Source organism: Aureimonas mangrovi (assembly GCF_014058705.1).
Taxonomy (GTDB): Bacteria; Pseudomonadota; Alphaproteobacteria; order Rhizobiales; family Rhizobiaceae; genus Aureimonas; species Aureimonas mangrovi.
Genome location: NZ_CP059692.1, coordinates 2,783,684 through 2,799,090 on the forward strand (window position 1 = coordinate 2,783,684; position 15,407 = coordinate 2,799,090).

General features: G+C 67.1%; 19 protein-coding genes, 1 tRNA gene and 1 riboswitch. Of the genes, 12 read left to right on the forward strand and 8 right to left on the reverse strand.

Going from position 1 to position 15,407, the window contains the following annotated elements; all coding sequences use genetic code 11:
• Positions 1 to 24 precede the first annotated feature (24 nt).
• Positions 25 to 402, forward strand: a complete 378-nt coding sequence (locus H1343_RS13415; RefSeq protein WP_185983365.1) for a YbaN family protein — start codon at positions 25 to 27, stop codon at positions 400 to 402.
• Positions 403 to 434: 32 nt separating this feature from the next.
• Positions 435 to 662: a hypothetical protein gene (locus H1343_RS13420; protein WP_185983366.1), complete on the forward strand. Its 228-nt coding sequence runs from the start codon at positions 435 to 437 to the stop codon at positions 660 to 662.
• Positions 663 to 727: 65 nt separating this feature from the next.
• Here the strand turns inward: H1343_RS13420 and H1343_RS17110 are convergent, their stop codons facing one another.
• Positions 728 to 904: a DUF2934 domain-containing protein gene (locus tag H1343_RS17110; protein WP_185983367.1), complete on the reverse strand. Its 177-nt coding sequence runs from the start codon at positions 902 to 904 to the stop codon at positions 728 to 730.
• A 157-nt stretch (positions 905 to 1,061) separates the two neighbouring features.
• Positions 1,062 to 1,508, reverse strand: coding sequence for a PaaI family thioesterase (locus tag H1343_RS13430; RefSeq protein ID WP_246333077.1), 447 nt, complete (start codon positions 1,506 to 1,508; stop codon positions 1,062 to 1,064).
• A gap of 241 nt (positions 1,509 to 1,749) precedes the next feature.
• Here H1343_RS13430 and H1343_RS13435 point away from each other — a divergent pair, with 241 nt between their 5' ends.
• From H1343_RS13435 to H1343_RS13460, 6 genes are all read left to right on the forward strand, one after another.
• A complete protein-coding gene (locus H1343_RS13435; RefSeq protein ID WP_246333622.1) occupies positions 1,750 to 2,715 on the forward strand; it encodes a sulfate ABC transporter substrate-binding protein in 966 nt (321 codons plus the stop codon).
• Positions 2,716 to 2,825: 110 nt separating this feature from the next.
• Positions 2,826 to 3,716: a sulfate ABC transporter permease subunit CysT gene (gene cysT / locus H1343_RS13440; RefSeq protein ID WP_185983370.1), complete on the forward strand. Its 891-nt coding sequence runs from the start codon at positions 2,826 to 2,828 to the stop codon at positions 3,714 to 3,716.
• Positions 3,700 to 4,572, forward strand: coding sequence for a sulfate ABC transporter permease subunit CysW (gene cysW, locus H1343_RS13445; protein ID WP_185983371.1), 873 nt, complete (start codon positions 3,700 to 3,702; stop codon positions 4,570 to 4,572). The genes cysT and cysW overlap by 17 nt, the downstream gene beginning before the upstream one ends.
• 17 nt (positions 4,573 to 4,589) lie before the next feature.
• Positions 4,590 to 5,621 carry a sulfate/molybdate ABC transporter ATP-binding protein gene (locus H1343_RS13450; RefSeq protein ID WP_185983372.1) on the forward strand — a complete coding sequence of 344 codons (1,032 nt, stop codon included), beginning with the start codon at positions 4,590 to 4,592 and terminating at the stop codon, positions 5,619 to 5,621.
• A gap of 48 nt (positions 5,622 to 5,669) precedes the next feature.
• The gene (tsaA, locus tag H1343_RS13455) at positions 5,670 to 6,164 is read left to right on the forward strand and encodes a tRNA (N6-threonylcarbamoyladenosine(37)-N6)-methyltransferase TrmO (protein ID WP_185983373.1); all 495 of its coding nucleotides are present in this window, start codon (positions 5,670 to 5,672) and stop codon (positions 6,162 to 6,164) included.
• Positions 6,165 to 6,241: 77 nt separating this feature from the next.
• Positions 6,242 to 6,316: transfer RNA gene (locus H1343_RS13460), tRNA-Gly, on the forward strand.
• Positions 6,317 to 6,337: 21 nt separating this feature from the next.
• Here the strand turns inward: H1343_RS13460 and H1343_RS13465 are convergent.
• Positions 6,338 to 7,426: a 2'-deoxycytidine 5'-triphosphate deaminase gene (locus tag H1343_RS13465; protein ID WP_185983374.1), complete on the reverse strand. Its 1,089-nt coding sequence runs from the start codon at positions 7,424 to 7,426 to the stop codon at positions 6,338 to 6,340.
• Positions 7,427 to 7,527: 101 nt separating this feature from the next.
• Positions 7,528 to 7,605: riboswitch (SAM riboswitch) on the forward strand.
• Between the two features lie 86 nt (positions 7,606 to 7,691).
• Between H1343_RS13465 and H1343_RS13470 the strand changes: the two genes are divergently transcribed.
• Positions 7,692 to 8,885 (forward strand): O-succinylhomoserine sulfhydrylase, encoded by a 1,194-nt coding sequence (locus H1343_RS13470; protein ID WP_185983375.1) that lies wholly within the window; start codon positions 7,692 to 7,694, stop codon positions 8,883 to 8,885.
• Between the two features lie 127 nt (positions 8,886 to 9,012).
• Positions 9,013 to 9,405 carry a Co2+/Mg2+ efflux protein ApaG gene (gene apaG, locus H1343_RS13475; protein ID WP_185983376.1) on the forward strand — a complete coding sequence of 131 codons (393 nt, stop codon included), beginning with the start codon at positions 9,013 to 9,015 and terminating at the stop codon, positions 9,403 to 9,405.
• Here apaG and H1343_RS13480 read toward each other — a convergent pair.
• Genes H1343_RS13480 through H1343_RS13490 form a run of 3 tightly spaced genes read right to left on the reverse strand, consistent with a single transcriptional unit; the run spans position 9,398 to position 12,548 of the window.
• Positions 9,398 to 10,420 (reverse strand): Hsp33 family molecular chaperone, encoded by a 1,023-nt coding sequence (locus tag H1343_RS13480; protein WP_185983377.1) that lies wholly within the window; start codon positions 10,418 to 10,420, stop codon positions 9,398 to 9,400. The two genes, apaG and H1343_RS13480, sit on opposite strands and share 8 nt — an antisense overlap.
• Entirely contained in the window at positions 10,417 to 11,343 is a 927-nt protein-coding gene (gene argF / locus H1343_RS13485) for an ornithine carbamoyltransferase (protein ID WP_185983378.1), read from the reverse strand. The genes H1343_RS13480 and argF overlap by 4 nt, the downstream gene beginning before the upstream one ends.
• On the reverse strand, positions 11,340 to 12,548 hold the full coding sequence (locus H1343_RS13490; RefSeq protein WP_185983379.1) for an aspartate aminotransferase family protein: 1,209 nt from the start codon (positions 12,546 to 12,548) through the stop codon (positions 11,340 to 11,342). Before H1343_RS13490 ends, argF begins: the two co-directional genes overlap by 4 nt.
• 406 nt (positions 12,549 to 12,954) lie before the next feature.
• On the opposite strand from H1343_RS13490, the gene H1343_RS13495 reads away from it, so the two are divergent.
• Positions 12,955 to 13,521, forward strand: coding sequence for a GcrA family cell cycle regulator (locus tag H1343_RS13495; protein WP_185983380.1), 567 nt, complete (start codon positions 12,955 to 12,957; stop codon positions 13,519 to 13,521).
• A gap of 3 nt (positions 13,522 to 13,524) precedes the next feature.
• Entirely contained in the window at positions 13,525 to 13,788 is a 264-nt protein-coding gene (locus H1343_RS13500; RefSeq protein WP_246333080.1) for a DUF3297 family protein, read from the forward strand.
• A gap of 129 nt (positions 13,789 to 13,917) precedes the next feature.
• Here H1343_RS13500 and phoB read toward each other — a convergent pair whose 3' ends face one another.
• Both phoB and phoU read right to left on the reverse strand, forming a co-directional pair.
• Positions 13,918 to 14,622, reverse strand: a complete 705-nt coding sequence (gene phoB / locus H1343_RS13505) for a phosphate regulon transcriptional regulator PhoB (RefSeq protein WP_185985666.1) — start codon at positions 14,620 to 14,622, stop codon at positions 13,918 to 13,920.
• 59 nt (positions 14,623 to 14,681) lie between these two features.
• A complete protein-coding gene (gene phoU, locus H1343_RS13510) occupies positions 14,682 to 15,398 on the reverse strand; it encodes a phosphate signaling complex protein PhoU (RefSeq protein ID WP_185983381.1) in 717 nt (238 codons plus the stop codon).
• Positions 15,399 to 15,407 lie beyond the last annotated feature (9 nt).

The following is a 15,407-nucleotide window of genomic DNA, read 5'->3' on the forward strand; positions in this document are numbered from 1 at the left end:
GAAGATCGAAGACAGGACGAGAAGATGGCGAGCCGTCCAGCCCGGCTCGTCATCGTGGCCTATCGCGCGCTCGGCAGCGCTGCGGTCGCCCTCGCGGCAGCCGGCGTCGTTCTGCCCGGCCTGCCGACGACTCCCTTCCTCCTCGTCGCCGTCTGGGCCTTCGGGCGGTCGTCGCCCGAGCTTGCGGAACGCCTACGCCAACACCCGCGCTTCGGGCCGGCCCTGCGAGACTGGCAGGACCGGCGCGCCGTTCCGCGCCGCGCCAAGGTTCTGGCGGTCGTCTCGATGGCGGCAAGCTTCGCGCTTCTGGCGTGGTCCGGCGCGCCGGCTTTCGCGCTCGCGGCGACGGGAGCGATCCTTCTCACCGTCGCTGCTTGGCTCGTCACCCGGCCAAATCCGTGATGCCCCGGGGGGCGTCCGGGATCGAGCGCGCCGTGATCTGGCGTGCGGCGCCGATCGCGCTATCTGTGACGGCAGACGACATCCACGATGGATCGCGAAAGATCATGCTGCGCACCGGACTCTTTGCCCTTCTCCTCCTGACGATTGCCGGCTGCGCGCAAGGCTATGTGCCGACCAGCAACTCTGCCGACCCTGCAGAGAGCAGCCCGCCGCCGGACACGCCTTTCATGGAACGACGCTTTGAACGCGTGAACTCCTGAACGAAAAGGCCGCCGACGGCTGGGCCGCGGCGGTCCGTTCTATCTCGGCGGCTGACGCGCGCGGTTCAGCGCGCTACACTTCGCCCCTCACGCTCGGCCGGCTTGTCATTGCCGCGTTCTCCTTCGATCTCGCGTGAAGCCTGCGCCCAGAACTCGTGCTCTCGCCCGCAGGGCTTGCCGGCTGCTTCCCAGAGAAAATAGGCCCGGTCCCTAACCTTTTCGGAGATATCGTCCGCCGTCATCGCTTCCACCCACTCGAACGCTCGAATACTCGAGGTGTCGTCACGATGCGCTTGTCCAAGCGAATCGACGGCTACCCGCTTCTATTCCATCTCTCGAAACGTCAGCGAGGCAACCGAGTTCCGCCGCGGCTGATCGCCGCCCGTATAACCGTTCTTGTCAGAGATCGAAAACGAGAAGGGTCGAGGTCGCCGAGGCGCAGAGCCGCTCCTGCTCGTCGTAGAGCTTGGCCTCGGTAAACGCGGCGCGTCGCCCGAAGGACAGCACCAGGCCTTCAGCGCGGACGCGCGTGCCGGGCTTCAGCGCGCGATGATAGGCGACCTTCAGCTCCATCGTCGTGTAACCTTGCGTCGCGGCCAGCCTTGTGTGGGTCGCGCAACCACAGCAGCTGTCGAGGACGGCGGCCGCATAACCACCGTGGACGCTGCCGATCGGATTGAGGCTCCGCTCGTCCGGCTGCCCCTCGAAGACGACGCGCCCCTCATCCGCCTCCACCAGCGTGAAGCCCAACGTCTGCCCGATCGGCGGACGCCCGCCGAGTTCGATCATTGCCCGAAGCTGTGCGAGCCCGCTGCGTCCATGCTCGTTGTCCCGCAGAATATCCAAGGCTCTCCCTCCCGCGTGTCTCACGTCCGCAGGATGTCGGCCTGCCACGCGCCACGTCAACTGCGGGCGGGGCGCCACGCCGCCCACGAAATAATAATCTACCATCTCGATAGAATTAGTCGCATTTTCCTTCTGGCGTTCGCGTGCCTCTGCCTATCCTTACCCCATTGCCACAGCGCTCCGGAGGGACCTCATGCGCTTTCGTCGAACGATCCTCGCAGCCTCGGCCGCGGTCCTTGCCATGATGGCGCCGGCCTCGGCCCAGGCGCTCCTCAACGTCTCCTACGATCCGACGCGCGAACTCTACCGCGAGTTCAACGCGGCCTTCGACACGCATTGGCAGGCCCAGGGGAACGACCGCGTGACGGTGCGCATGTCGCACGGCGGTTCGGGCGCGCAGGCCCGCACGGTGATCGACGGGCTGGACGCCGACGTCGTGACATTGGCGCTGGAGGCCGACATCAACGCCATTGCCGAGAACACCGGAAAGATTCCGGAGAACTGGCGTACCCTCCTGCCGAGCAATTCCGCGCCCTACACGTCGACGATCGTCTTCCTTGTGCGCAAAGGCAATCCGAAGGCAATCAACGACTGGGGCGACCTCACGAAGGAGGGCGTGCAGGTGATCACGCCCAACCCGAAGACCTCGGGCGGCGCGCGCTGGAACTATCTGGCGGCGTGGGCCTGGGCCAACCGCGAATATGGCGGCGATCTCGACCGCGTGCGCGACTATGTGGGCCAGGTCTATCGCCACGTCCCCGTGCTCGACACGGGCGCGCGCGGCTCCACCACGACCTTCGTCCAGCGCGGCATCGGCGACGTTCTGCTCGCCTGGGAAAACGAGGCGTTTCTGGCTCTGGAAGAACTCGGCCCAGACCAGTTCGACATCGTCGTGCCGTCGATCTCGATCCTCGCCGAGCCGCCGGTCGCCCTCGTTCCCGGCAATTCGGATGCCAAGGGCACGACAGAGGTCGCACAGGCCTATCTGGAATATCTCTATTCGCCGGAAGGGCAGACCATCGCGGCCCGCCACTTCTACCGTCCCTCAGAGCCTGAAACAGTGACGGATGCCTCGCTTCTGGAGCGTTTTCCCGACCTCGAGCTCGTGACCATCGACGACGACCAGTTCGGAGGCTGGGCCCGCGCGCAGCCCGAGCACTTCGGCGACGGCGGCATCTTCGACCAGATCTACCAGCCCGCCAACTGAGCGCTCCATAAGGAGGCCGGCAGCGGCGTCGCCAAGGCGCCGCTGCCGGCTTGTGTTCATCGGGAAGCGGGAGGATGCTCTCGCGCCCACATCCAGAATGAGAGCCCTCGATGGCAGCAAGCGCCGCCAGACCCTCCTTCATGTTCCGCGAGCACAGCGTCGTGCCCGGCTTCGGCCTCGCCTTCGGCTTCACGCTCGCCTATCTCGGTATCATCGTCCTGGTGCCGCTGGCAGCGCTTGCGCTGCGCGGCGCCGGGCTCGGCCTCTCCGACTTCCTGGCGCTGGCGTCAGACCGGCGCGTCGTCTCGGCGCTCACGCTTTCCTTCACGACATCGCTGATCGCGGCGGCGATCAACGCCGTCTTCGGTGTCCTCATCGCCTGGGTGCTGGTGCGCTACCGCTTTCCCGGACGGCGGCTGATAGACGCCGTCATCGACCTGCCCTTCGCGCTGCCGACCGCCGTGGCGGGCATCGCGCTGACGGCGCTCTACGCGCCCAACGGCTGGGTGGGTAGCCTCTTCGCACCCGGCGGGGCGCTCGCGCCGCTGTTCGGCGATGCGGGCTTGCGCATCGCCTATTCTCCGATCGGCATCGTCGTCGCGCTGACCTTCGTCTCGCTGCCTTTCGTGGTCCGCACCGTCCAGCCCGTCCTCGAAGACCTCGACATCGAGCTGGAGCAGGCCGCCGCGACGCTCGGCGCGGGGCGCCTTCAGACGGTGACGCGCGTTGTCCTGCCGGCGGTGCTGCCGGCGATCCTGACCGGCTTCGCATTGGCTCTCGCCCGTTCGGTCGGCGAATATGGCTCGGTGATCTTCATCGCCGGCAACATCCCTTACGTTTCCGAGATCGCTCCGCTCCTCATCGTCATCCGGCTGGAGGAGTTCAACTACGCTGGCGCCACCGCCGTCGCTGTTCTCATGCTCATGATCTCCTTCACCATGCTCCTCGTCATCAATCTCATCCAGGCCTGGAGCCGGCGGAGGCATGGTCATGGCGCCTGAAACGCCCCTTCGTCACCCCCGCCGGGCCACCGAGGAGAGCCCGGCGGTGAAGTGGACGCTGATCGCGATCGCACTCCTGTTCCTCGGCCTCGTCCTGTTCCTGCCGCTCGTCGCCGTCTTCGTCGAGGCGTTCCGCAGCGGCGCTGCGGCCTATATCGCCGCGATCACCGAGCATGACGCGCTGGCCGCCATGCGCCTGACGCTGACGGTCGCGGCCATCGCGGTGCCGCTCAACCTCGTCTTCGGCCTCGCGGCGGCCTGGGCGATCGCCAAGTTCGAGTTCCGCGGCAAGACGCTGCTCATCACGCTCATCGACCTGCCCTTCTCGATCTCGCCGGTGATCGCGGGCCTAGTCTTCATCCTGCTCTTCGGCTCGCAGGGCTATCTGCAGCCGTTGACGCAGGCGGCGGGCATCCAGGTCGTCTTCGCGCTGCCGGGCATCGTGCTCGCCACCGTCTTCGTCACCCTGCCTTTCGTCGCGCGCGAACTCATCCCGCTGATGCAGGAGCAGGGCACGGGCGAGGAGGAGGCCGCGATCTCGCTCGGCGCGAACGGCTGGAAGACGTTCTTCCTCGTGACGCTGCCGAACGTCAAATGGGCGCTCCTCTACGGCGTTCTCTTGTGCAATGCACGCGCGATGGGAGAGTTCGGCGCCGTCGCGGTCATCTCCGGCAAGATCCGCGGCGAGACCAACACCATGCCGCTGCATGTCGAGATCCTCTACAACGAATATGCGTTCTCGGCCGCCTTCGCGGTGGCGACCCTTCTCGCGGGCCTCGCGCTCGTCACCCTCGTCCTCAAGACGATCCTCGAATGGCGCTTTTCGGGCCATCTCAACGGCCGCGGCGGCCACTGACCTCGGGACCCACATTCATGAAGATCAGCGTGCGCGACATCGCAAAGTCGTTCGGCGACGACACCGCCCTCGACAGCGTGTCGCTCGACATCCAATCGGGCGAACTGATCGCGCTTCTCGGCCCCTCGGGCTCGGGCAAGACGACACTCCTGCGCCTCATCGCGGGGCTCGAATTCCCCTCCTCCGGCCAGATCTTCTTTGGCGAGGAAGACGCCTCGATGAAGAGCGTGCAGGAGCGCAATGTCGGCTTTGTGTTCCAGCATTACGCGCTGTTCCGGCACATGAGCGTCGCCGACAATATCGGTTTCGGCCTGCGCGTGCGCGGTTCGAACCGGCCTTCGCGCTCGGCCATCCGCCAGCGGGCCGAGGAACTCCTCGATCTCGTCCAGCTTCCCGGTCTCGGCCGCCGTTATCCGCAGCAGCTTTCGGGCGGCCAGCGCCAGCGCGTCGCGCTCGCCCGCGCGCTCGCGATCGACCCGCAGGTGCTTCTCCTCGACGAGCCCTTCGGCGCGCTCGACGCCAAGGTGCGCAAGGACCTTCGGCGGTGGCTGCGCACGCTGCACGACCAGACCGGCCACACCACCGTTTTCGTGACGCACGACCAGGAGGAGGCGCTGGAACTCGCCGACCGCGTCGTCGTCATGAGCAAGGGCCGGATCGAGCAGATCGGCTCGGCGGACGACATCTACGACCGCCCGGCGAGCCCCTTCGTCTTCTCCTTCATCGGCCAGTCGAACGAACTGCCGGTCACGGTGCGAGCGGGCGAGATCGCTTTCGCGGGCACGCCCCTCGGCCGCACGGACGAGCCGGACGGCGAATGGCTCATGTTCACGCGGCCGCATGATTTCGAGGTCGTGCAGCCCGGCACGCCCGCGCTCGCGGGGACAATCTCCCTGGTTCGCCGGGCCGGCGGCTCGCGCGTCGTCGAATTCCACGTCGAGCCCGGCGATCACCGGATCGAGGTGGAGCTTCCCGCCGATCAGGGCGGTGAGGTCGGCCAACCTATCGCGGTGCGCCCGCGCAAGTGGCGGCTCTACCCTTCGGCGTGACAAGGCGCGCGCACCGTGCATGATCGTCGGGCAATGGGAGCATGTCGCATGGTCCGGCTGAACGAAGTCCGCGAGAACGAAATCGCCGTCGCGCCGCCGGACGCATCGGATGCCGGCCTCGTCTTCATCGGACGCATTCACACGCCCTGGACCTCGCGGCTGGAATGCCCGCGCCAGGGACGGCAGGACGGGCCGACCTGCGAGATCGAGATCTTCGAGCCTTGGGTGCCCGCACTCGACGGTGTGGAAGCCTTCGAGCGGCTGGAAGTGCTCTACTGGCTCGACCGGTCCCGGCGCGATCTCGTCCACCAGAGCCCGGCGAGCGACGGCACGACGCGCGGCACCTTCGCGCTACGCTCGCCAGTGCGCCCGAACCCGATCGGCACCTCGCTCGTGCGGCTTCTCGGGCGCGACGGAGCGCGCCTCAAGGTTCGCGGCCTCGACTGTCTCGATGGCACGCCGCTGATCGACCTCAAGCCCGATCGGTGCCTGTTCACGCCCATCGCCCCGCCGCAGCCGGGCGACTTCCAGACCGGCGATTAGAGCGCCCTGCTCGACGCGCCCCGGCGATCAAAAAGCTTGTCTGGGGCGCGGCGATCCTCTACGGATTCAGCCGGAGCGCGGGTGTAGTTCAGCGGTAGAACGCCAGCTTCCCAAGCTGGATGTCGTGGGTTCGATCCCCATCGCCCGCTCCAACTCCCCATCGAAGCGCAAGCCTACCCCATGAAATGCTTGGAGAGCTTGAGCCGCTGCGCCTGGTAGTTCGACTTCAGGTCGAGGCCGTAGAGCTTTTCGGGCGCACGGGCCATCCGCTCGTAGACCAGGCGGCCGACGATCTGCCCGTCCTCCAGGATGAACGGCACCTCGTGGCTGCGCACTTCCAGCACCGCGCGGCTGCCCGTACCGCCGGCCTGCGAATGGCCGAAGCCGGGGTCGAAGAAGCCGGCGTAATGGACGCGGAATTCGCCGACCAGCGGATCAAAGGGCGTCATCTCGGCGGCATAGGCCGGTGGAACGTGTACGGCTTCCTTGGAGACGAGGATGTAGAACTCGTCGGGGTCCAGAACCAGCTCGCCCGATCCCGAGCGGTGGATCGGCTCCCAGAAGTCGGAGACGGCGTGCGCCTCGCGGCGATCGACGTCGACGACCGCCGTGTGGCGCTTGCCGCGATAGCCGACGAGGCCGCTCTCGTCACCCGCGAGATCCACCGACAGTGCAATGCCGCCTTCGCCGGAGATGTTGGCGTCGGCCGCGTCCGTCAGGCGCTCCGCCGTGTTGAGGAGCGCAAGCTCCTCGCCCGACAGGCCGGCCGCGCCGCGCCGGAAGCGGATCTGCGACAGGCGCGAGCCGGCGCGCACCAGAATCGGGAAGGTGCGCGGCGAAATCTCGATGTAGAGCGGGCCGCGATAGCCCGCCGGCACCTTGTCGAACTCCTGCGCGCGGTCTGTGATGATGCGCGTGAAGATGTCGAGGCGGCCGGTGGAGGATTTTGGATTGGCCGAGGCGCGCAAATCCGCCGGCAGCGCGAGGCTCTCCATCAGCGGCACGATGTAGACGCAGCCCGTCTCTAGGACGGCGCCCTCGCTGAGATCGACCGCGTGGAGCGAGAAGCGCGCCAGCGTCTCCTCCACCGTGCGGCGCGGGCCGGGCAGGAAGCTCGCGCGCACGCGGAAAGCGCGCTGGCCGAGACGCAGGTCGAGGCTCGCGGGCTGGATCTGGTCACTCGCCAGCGGTCGGCCGAGCGCGATGGCGCCCGTATCGACCAGCGCCGCGATATCCCGATCGGGAAGGATGCCCTCGCTCATGTCCGCCCCGCCCCTTGGCCTCGCGCCCGGGATTGTCCCGCGCGCGGAGCGTCCGCTTTACCAGAGAATTGACCACAGTCCACCGCAGGGCTAGTGTCCCGGCCCGTCGACGTGGTGATTTGGCCGGCCGGCTTGCAGCCACGAAAAACAATTCGCTAAAGGGCCGTGCCTCGGGAACAGCGATGATCTCAGGGACCGGCCTGTCGCCCGGCCGGCGATGGCGTTCACGCCTCGCCGTCCGCCGTCATCAGGAGTGGACCGCCCCATGAGCCAGACCGATCGTACCCGTGCCCTTCGCCCCGCCACGCGCATGGTACATGCGGGCACGATGCGCTCGCAGTTCGGCGAGATGTCCGAGGCGCTCTTCCTGACGCAGGGCTTCATCTACGACACGGCGGAAGCCGCCGAGGCCCGCTTCAAGGGCGAGGACGACGGCTTCATCTACTCGCGCTATTCCAACCCGACCACGCGCATGTTCGAGGAGCGGATGATGGCGCTGGAGGGCGCGGAGGACGCGCGCGCAACCGCCTCCGGCATGGCCGCCGTCACCGCCGCGCTCCAGTGTTCGGTCAAAGCCGGCGATCATGTGGTGGCCGCCCGCGCCCTCTTCGGCTCCTGTCGCTACGTGCTCGAGACGGTGCTCGGGCGCGCGGGCGTCGCCTGCACGCTCGTCGACGGGCGAAATCTCGACGCATGGCGGGCGGCGGTGACGCCGCGCACGAAGCTCTTCTTCCTCGAAAGCCCGACCAACCCGACGCTCGAAGTCGTCGACATCGCGGCCGTCGCCGAGATCGCCCACGCAGCGGGCGCCCGCCTCGTCGTCGACAACGTCTTCGCCACCCCCCTCCAGCAGAAGCCGCTGGAGCTCGGTGCCGACGTCGTCGTCTATTCGGCCACCAAGCATATCGACGGCCAGGGGCGGTGCCTCGGCGGCGTCATCCTCTCCTCCAAGGCGTGGATCGACGAGAACCTGCATGACTTCTTCCGCCACACCGGCCCGTCGCTCTCGCCGTTCAATGCCTGGACCCTACTGAAGGGTTTGGAGACCCTCCCCCTGCGCGTCGCCGCGCAGACAGCGAACGCAGCACTCCTCGCCGACCATCTGGCGGACAGCGAGAAGGTCTCGCGCGTCATCTATCCCGGCCGCGCCGACCACCCGGACGCAGCCGTGATCGCGCGGCAGATGAGCGGCGGATCGACGCTCCTCGCCTTCGAGGTGAAGGGTGGCAAGGAGGCGGCCTTCCGCTTCGCCAACGCGCTCGAGATCGTTTCCATCTCCAACAATCTCGGCGATGCGAAGAGCCTCATCACCCACCCCGCGACGACGACGCACAAGAACCTCTCGCCCGAGGACCGAGCCGAACTCGGCATCGGCGACGGTCTCCTGAGGCTTTCGGCCGGCATCGAGGACGCTGCGGACCTGATCGACGACGTGGAGACCGCCCTCGCCGCCACCTGAAGGCGACGCGCATCCGCAACACCTTACGCAACGTAACTCGTCATGGTAAGGCGCGCCCCAAAAGGGCGCCAATCGTGGCGATGATATCGCCCGCCGCAAAGGCCGGAACGACAGACTGTAGCGTAAGATGTACGAAACGACGACGGCGCTGATCACCGTGAGGGTCAGCCCGAGCTACCTCGAGACACAATCGGACCCCGACGAGGGTCGCTGGGTCTTCGCCTACACGATCGAGATCGTGAACCGTTCGGAGCAGCGCGTGCGGCTACGTTCGCGCTACTGGCACATCACCGATGGCGTCGGTCATGTGGAAGAGGTTCGCGGCCCCGGCGTCGTCGGGGAGGAGCCGACGCTCATGCCGGGCGACAGCTTCACCTACACGTCGGGTTGCCCGTTATCGACGCCGTCTGGCATCATGCGCGGACACTTCCACATGCAGCGCCCGGACGGCAGCTTCTTCGACGTCGAGGTTCCCGCCTTCTCGCTCGATGCCCCCACGGGACGCCGCACGCTCAACTAGCGTCGTCGGCCTCGCCGCCCTTACCGAACTCGTCTGGCGAGAACTCGTAGGTCTCGCCGCAGAATTCGCAGACGACTTCGATCTTGCCGTCCTTCGTGCTCTCGGCCAGTTCGTCGGCCGTGAAGTTCACCAGAACGTCGCGGATGCGCTCTCGCGAGCAGGAGCAGTCGTCGGCCACCGGCGTCGGGGGGAAGACCCGAACGCCGCGCTCGTGGAAGAGCCGGAAGAGAAGCCGCTCCACGCCGACATCAGGATCGGCGAGCTCGGACGGCTCGATGGTGTCGACGAGCGCGCGGATTTCCGTCCAGGAATCATCCGGTTCGTGTCCGCCCACCTCGATCGCGCCTTCCGGCAAGTCGCCCCCTGGCAGGTCCGGCAGGCGCATGCGCTCGGGCGCCTCGGGCAGGAACTGCGCGACGAGGCCGCCGGCCCGCCACGTTTCATCGAAGCCGCCACCCTCGCGGCGGCGCGCGATGCGCGCGACGGCAAGGCGAACGGTCGTCGGAATCTGCTCGGACTGGCGGAAATAGCCTTCCGCCACTTCCTCCAGCGAGGTGCCATCGAGCGCCACGATGCCCTGATAGCGCTGCATGTGGCGGCCCTGGTCGACCGTCAGCGCCATCGTGCCAGTGCCGAGGAGATGCTCGGGCTCCGTGCGTCCCTCCGCCACCGCCGCCTCGACACGCTCGGCGTCGAAGCGTGCATAGGCGCGGACCGACGACGGGGTCGTGAAGTCGACGACGAGAAGGTCCACCGGCCCGTCGGTCTGCGTCTGCGCGGTGAACTTGCCGTCGAACTTCAGGGAGGTGCCGAGAAGGACCGTGAGGACGATCATCTCCGCGAGAAGGCGAGAGACAGGCTCGGGATAATCGTGGCGCGACAGGATCGCGTCCACCATGTCGCCGAGCTGCACCGCGCGGCCGCGCGCATCGAGCGCCTCGACCTGGAAGGGCACGACCGCATCATCACCGGCGTAGCCGAACTCGCCGAGCTCGATTTCCTCGATATTGCTCATCGGCCTACCTCGCCGAACATCCATGCAAGGATCGATTTCTGTGCGTGCAGGCGGTTCTCCGCCTCGTCGAACACCACTGACTGCGGCCCGTCGATGACGCCATCCGTCACCTCCTCGCCGCGATGGGCGGGCAGGCAGTGCATGAACAGCGCGTCCGGGTTCGCCTGCGCCATCAGCGCTTCGTTCACCTGATAGGGGAAGAAGACGTTGTGGCCGCGCGCGGCCTCCTCGCGGCCCATCGAGACCCAGGTGTCGGTGACGACGCAGTCAGCGCCCGCGACGGCCTCGCGCGCGTCGTGCGTGACGAGGATGGAAGCACCGGCGCTCTTCGCCGCCGCGATATAGGCCGGATCGGGCTCGGAGCCCTCGGGAGTCGCGATGCGCAGGGAGAAGTCGAAGCACGGCGCGGCCTCGATCAACGAGTTGAGGACGTTGTTGCCGTCCCCGCTCCAGGCGAAGGTCCTGCCGGCCACCGGCCCGCGATGCTCCTCGAAGGTCATCAGGTCCGCCATGATCTGGCAGGGATGCGTGTCGTCGGTCAGGGCGTTGACGACGGGCACCGACGCCGCCTCGGCCATTTCCAGAAGCCGGGAATGCTCCGTCGTGCGGATCATGATCGCGTCGACGTAACGCGACAGGACACGCGCGGTGTCGGCGATCGTCTCGGCACGGCCGAGCTGCATTTCCGATCCCGACAGGAACAGCGTCTCGCCGCCGAGTTGGCGCATGGCGACGTCGAAGGAGACGCGCGTGCGTGTCGAGGGCTTCTCGAAGATCATCGCCAGCATGCGGCCCTCGAGCGGGCGCGGCGAGGCGCGCCCCTCGGCCTTGCGGCGGCGGGCGTCGTCGAGAATGGCGCGCAGGTCGGCGGGCTCGACGACAGAGATGTCCAGGAAGTGGCGGATCGGAGTCGAGGCGTTCATGCCGCCGCTCCCTGCGTCGAGGACAGCGCCGCGGCGGCCGCCTCGATGCGCTCCAGCGCGCCCCGGGCCTCCTCGGCCGTCACGATCAGGGGTGGCAGAAGCCGGACGACATTGTCGCCGGCCGGAACCGCCAGAAGCCCGCGCTCGCGCAGCTTGGCGACGAACTCGCCATTGGACCCGCGCACCTTGATGCCGACCAGAAGCCCCTCGCCGCGAATTTCCTCGACGACACCCGGATGGCGATCCTTCACCGACTCCAGCCCCTGCTTGAACAGAAGGCCCATCTCGCGGACATGCTCCAGGAAACCCTCTTCCAGCACCACGTCGAGAACCGCGTTGCCGACGGCCATCGCCAGCGGATTGCCGCCGAAGGTGGTGCCGTGGGTGCCGGCCGTCAGGCCGGAGGCAGCAGCCTCGGTGGCGAGACAGGCGCCGATCGGGAAGCCGCCGCCCAGGCCCTTGGCCGAGGCGAGGAGATCGGGCGTCACGCCGGCGCCCTGATAGGCGTAGAAGTGCCCGGTGCGGCCGAGGCCCGACTGCACCTCGTCGAAGATCAGGAGCAGGCCGTTCTCGTCGCACAGGTCGCGCAGCGCTTGCAGGAAGCCCGGCGGCGGCACGCGCACGCCGCCCTCGCCCTGGATCGGCTCGATCAGGATCGCGGCGGTCTGCGGGCCGATCGCCGCCTTCACGGCGGCGAGGTCTCCGAACGGCACTTGGTCGAAGCCCTCGACCTTGGGCCCGAAGCCCTCAAGGTATTTCTTCTGGCCACCTGCGGCGACGGTCGCCAACGTGCGGCCGTGGAAGGCGCCTTCGAAAGTAACGATGCGATAGCGCTCGGGCTCGCCCCCCACGAAATGGTAGCGCCGCGCGGCCTTGATCGCGCATTCCAGCGCCTCGGCGCCCGAATTGGTGAAGAACACACGATCGGCGAAGGTCGCCTCGCACAGCCGCGAGGCCAGACGCGCCTGGCCCGGAATCTCGTAGAGGTTCGAGACGTGCCAGAGCTTGGTGGCCTGCGTGGTCAGCGCTTCGACGAGATGCGGATGCGCATGGCCGAGCGCGTTCACCGCGATGCCGGCGGCAAAATCCATGAAGCGGCGCCCATCGTCCGCGATCAGCCACACGCCTTCGCCTCGCTCGAAGCGAAGGTCCGCGCGAGCGTAGGTTGCGAACAGCGGCGAGTGGGCTTCTTGGGGGGCGGCCATGAGACTACTTCACGGGTTAAGCTTGAAGAAAATGCGGACGAAGACTTCCTGAAACGAAGCAAGCCTGCCGTGGGCAGGCTTTGCGTCGGTTGCGGCGGGCATTTGAACACGCGTGCTATACCATGTCGAAAGGCCGCCTTGTCAACGAACGACGCCTGAGCCCCGGGCGCTCTGCACGCGAGCGCAGTCCGTGCGGCAAGCTGGGGATAACCGCAAATCGATTCGAGGCGCCCCGGCGCGACTCTTGTCAGCGAGTCACCCGATATATAGTTTGGGGACGTACCAGATTTCGTGCGGCAAGCATCAGCAGTCACATAGATATGGTGGATCATCCGGCGGGCCTCGGCCCGTGGACTGTAAACGGATTCCGATGATCCGCCCTGTCCGAAACGAGGAGCTTACTAAAATGAGCTGGACGGACGAACGTATCGACCTTCTCAAGAAGCGCTGGGCCGATGGTCACAGCGCCAGCCAGATCGCGGGCGAGCTCGGCGGCGTCACCCGAAATGCGGTGATCGGCAAGGTCCATCGCCTGAAGCTCGAAAGCCGGATCAAGACCGCGCCCGTCACCGAGCCCGTAGCCACGGTGAAGGCCAAGCCCGCAACGGCGGAGCCCGTACGCCCGGCCGAGACGGCCGCCCCGCGCCTCGTCGTTGCCTCGCAGGCCGGCATTTCGCGCCAGCCGACGGCGCGCGCCATCGGCGCCACCGCATTGAAGATGGAGGAAGAGGTCGATCTCGTCGCAGAGCGCGGTCTCGTCACCGAGCAGCAGCAGAGCGCGGAGATCGTGCCGATCTCGCGCAACCTCACGCTGGTGCAACTCTCCGAGCGCACCTGCAAATGGCCACTCGGCGATCCGCTCTCGCCCGATTTCCGCTTCTGCGGCAACCATTCAGGCGACGCCTCGCCCTACTGCCAGTATCATGCCCGGATCGCCTTCCAGCCGGTGTCCGAGCGCCGCCGGGTTCGCTGATCGATGAGCGACAAGCTTCCGGCCGATGCCGCCATGCCCGATCGCCTGTCGATCGACCCCGACAGCCCGTTCCACGACGAAGCCCTGCTCGCGCGGGGCGTCGGCATCCGCTTCAACGGGGCGGAGAAAACCAATGTCGAGGAGTATTGCGTCAGCGAGGGCTGGGTGCGCGTGGCGGCCGGCAAGACGCTGGACCGCAAGGGCAAGCCGCTGACGATTAAGCTGAAGGGCACCGTCGAGCCCTATCCGAAGGGCGACGGCGAGTAAGGCTGGGCCCCGTCGTTGAGGGGCATGAAAAGGGCGCCGATCCGAAGATCGGCGCCCTTTTTCGTACTCGATTTCTCGCACCCGATGGAACGATGACCGCCGGCCGCGTCCAGGAACGGCGACAGCCCCTCAGGAGGCGCGGCCCGTGAAGGTTTCATCGAAAGCGTAGCCCGAACCGCGCACGGTGCGGATCGGGTCGATACGCTGGCCCCGGTTCAGCGTGCGGCGAAGGCGACCGACATGCACGTCAACCGTGCGCTCGTCGACATAGACACCCTGCCCCCAAACTCCGTCCAGGAGCTGCTCGCGCGAGAAAACGCGGCCGGGGGCCTGCATCAGGAATTCCAGGAGCTTGAACTCCGTCGGTCCGAGCTTCACCTCGCGGCCCGATCGGCGCACGCGGCGCGTCTCGCGGTCGAGCTCGATATCGCCCGCCGCAAGGCGCGCTGCGATCCGTTCAGGCTTCGTCCGGCGCAGCATGGCCCGCACGCGCGCCATCAGCTCGGGCGTCGAGAACGGCTTGACGATGTAGTCGTCCGCACCGACCGAGAGGCCGCGCACGCGCTCGCTCTCCTCGCCGCGCGCCGTCAGCATGATGATCGGCAGCATCGCCGTCTCCTCGCGCTGCCGCAACCGCCGACACAGCTCGACGCCGGAAAGGCCGGGCAGCATCCAGTCGAGAAGCAGAAGATCGGGCTGCGCCTCCCGCAGCCTGATGTCAGCCTCGTCGCCGCGCGCGATCACCTCGACGTCGTAGCCCTCGGCTTCGAGATTGTAACGCAGGAGGATACCGAGAGCCTCTTCGTCTTCGACCACCGCGACACGGGGTGCCATCGCCATCACTCCAGCCTCCTGGTCAGCCCCGGCGCGTCATCGAGCCGGGGGCCCTCGCCTCAGACGCTCGCCTGCGCGGTGCCGATCGTGTGGGTTCGATCGTCCTTGGGGCGATCGAGATCCATCTGCTGACCCGTCTTGATGTAGTAGATCGTCTCCGCGATGTTGGTCGCGTGGTCGCCGATCCGCTCAATGTTCTTGGCCGAAAAGAGAAGATGCGTGCAAGCGGTGATGTTGCGCGGATCCTCCATCATGTAGGTCAAGAGTTCCCGGAAGATCGACGTGTACATCGCGTCGATTTCCTCGTCGCGCATGCGCACGGCCTCTGCTCGGGCCTCATCGCGCACCGCATAGGCATCGAGCACGTCCTTGAGCTGCTCGAGCGCGAGCTCCGAAAGATGTTCGATGCCGCGCACGAGCTTGACCGGCTGGTTGTGCTCCGCGATCGAAATCACGCGCTTGGCGATGTTCTTGCCGAGATCACCGATGCGTTCGAGGTCGTTGGAGATGCGGATGGCGCCCACGATCTCGCGCAGGTCCTGCGCCATCGGCTGGCGCTTGGCGATCGTCATGATCGCGTGCTCATCGAGGTCGCGCTGGGCGGCGTCGAGGACCTTGTCCTCGGCCACGACGGAGCGGGCAAGGACCGCGTCGCTGCGGGTGAGCGACTCGACGGCGCGCGCGACGATGCGCTCGGCCTGCCCGCCCATCGACGAGATGTCGCTGAGGATGGACTTGAGCTCGGCATCGTAGGACGAGACGATATGTTCGGCCATGAGGTTCTC